Origin of the sequence: Rothia sp. HMSC065C03, assembly GCF_001837295.1 — a bacterium.
Taxonomy (GTDB): domain Bacteria; phylum Actinomycetota; class Actinomycetes; order Actinomycetales; family Micrococcaceae; genus Rothia.
On record NZ_KV831968.1, the window covers coordinates 1 to 1371 of the forward strand.

Annotated in this window: 1 protein-coding gene; it reads left to right on the forward strand. The window is 53.7% G+C overall.

Annotated features, from left to right (window positions below):
* Nucleotides 1-770: 770 nt before the first annotated feature.
* Complete coding sequence (locus tag HMPREF2605_RS00010; RefSeq protein ID WP_070846592.1) at nucleotides 771-1316, forward strand: hypothetical protein; 546 nt, start codon at nucleotides 771-773, stop codon at nucleotides 1314-1316.
* Nucleotides 1317-1371: the final 55 nt, after the last annotated feature.

Here is a 1371-nt window from a genome sequence, read left to right on the forward strand (position 1 = left end):
AGCCCCATAAGCACGAGGCCAGTAACCCCTCTTCTGTACAGCCCTGTACGCCCCGTCTAAAGCTTCAACCTGATCATGTGGAATAAGAAGGGTATCCGTGCCACCAAACCGCCCACAGTGGCGCCCACAGTGCTGAGGAATCAGTCTTTATCTGTGAGCGCCTAATAACCACACCTAAGTAGCCTGCCTGCCTTTCTGCCGCTGGTGTCGTGCTTTCTTCTGGGGCTGGTATCGCTCGCAATGAACCACTGCCTGCAATGAGTTCCACCACCGGAACCAACCCTTGGCGCTCGCAATGAGCTGCGCACTCTCAACTGCTTCCTGTAGTTGTTTCCAGAACCCTGGTTGCTTCTGAACACGCGCCCAGAACCGGTTCCCCATCAGTAACCAACCCTTTGGTGCTCGCAGTGAACCCCGCACCCTAAACCATGCGCCCGCAGTTAGTTTCAGGTCCGGAACCACTCCCCGAAACCTCAACTGCGCCTGCCTCTTGCCTGCAAGCACCAAAAACCCGCTTCCTAAAACCTGTGTCCCGGAGGTTGAATTCTCAACACACCCCAAAATATGCACCCAAGTGAAACAAGATACTGGATTACCCCACCCACAACCCCAAAAACCACCACCCCCAATCACCCCAAAAACCCCCTGACAAGGCAAAACACAAAAACCAACCCACCCACAAACCTTCAAACCAAATCCATCCCGCTATGTACCTAGTAAGCAGCTCCCAAACCAAAGTAAGAGCACTTCATAGGAAGAAACACATAGCCATGATGACTACCTTCAACACCACCTACACCACCCTCAAAACCATCTTCAACACCGCCCTCAAAACCATCTTCTGGATAACCCTACACACCACCTCAGCACTAGCAGCAACCCTCATCCTCACCACCCTTAGCGGAACCCTCACCGAAGAAACCACCACCACGCTCAAGCACCTCCAAACCACCGCCGCCCTTTACTACCAGAAGCTGGCAGCCGAAACGATCACCACCTATGCCTACCAGCCAAACTATCTCTGGGAAACAACCATCCAACACACCATCGACCTCACCCTAGCGCTCGCACATCAACCCCAACTCATTCTGTTCACCGTCTTTCTAGCCTCCATCACCGCCTTCATCAGGTACTTCCTCATGGTGCATCAGCTGAAAACACAGCAACGTCCACCGCGAAGCTACACACGCACCATCGGGAAGAACACCCTACTGGCGAAGTTCACCGCCGTACTACCCTCCTCACAAGCAACCCTAAAACGTCTACAACAAGCAGCCAGCTGGCTCTATGAAGCCCTAAGCCTCCTGAGGAAGTAACCTTCTCAAAGCTAGCCCCGGCAAAAGGTGTACCTGCCGGGGCTAGCTTCACTCC

What these genes read in the sequence shown, in the direction of transcription:
- HMPREF2605_RS00010 (WP_070846592.1), top strand. Translation starts at nt 771, where the DNA reads ATGATGACTACCTTCAACACCACCTACACCACCCTCAAAACCATCTTC.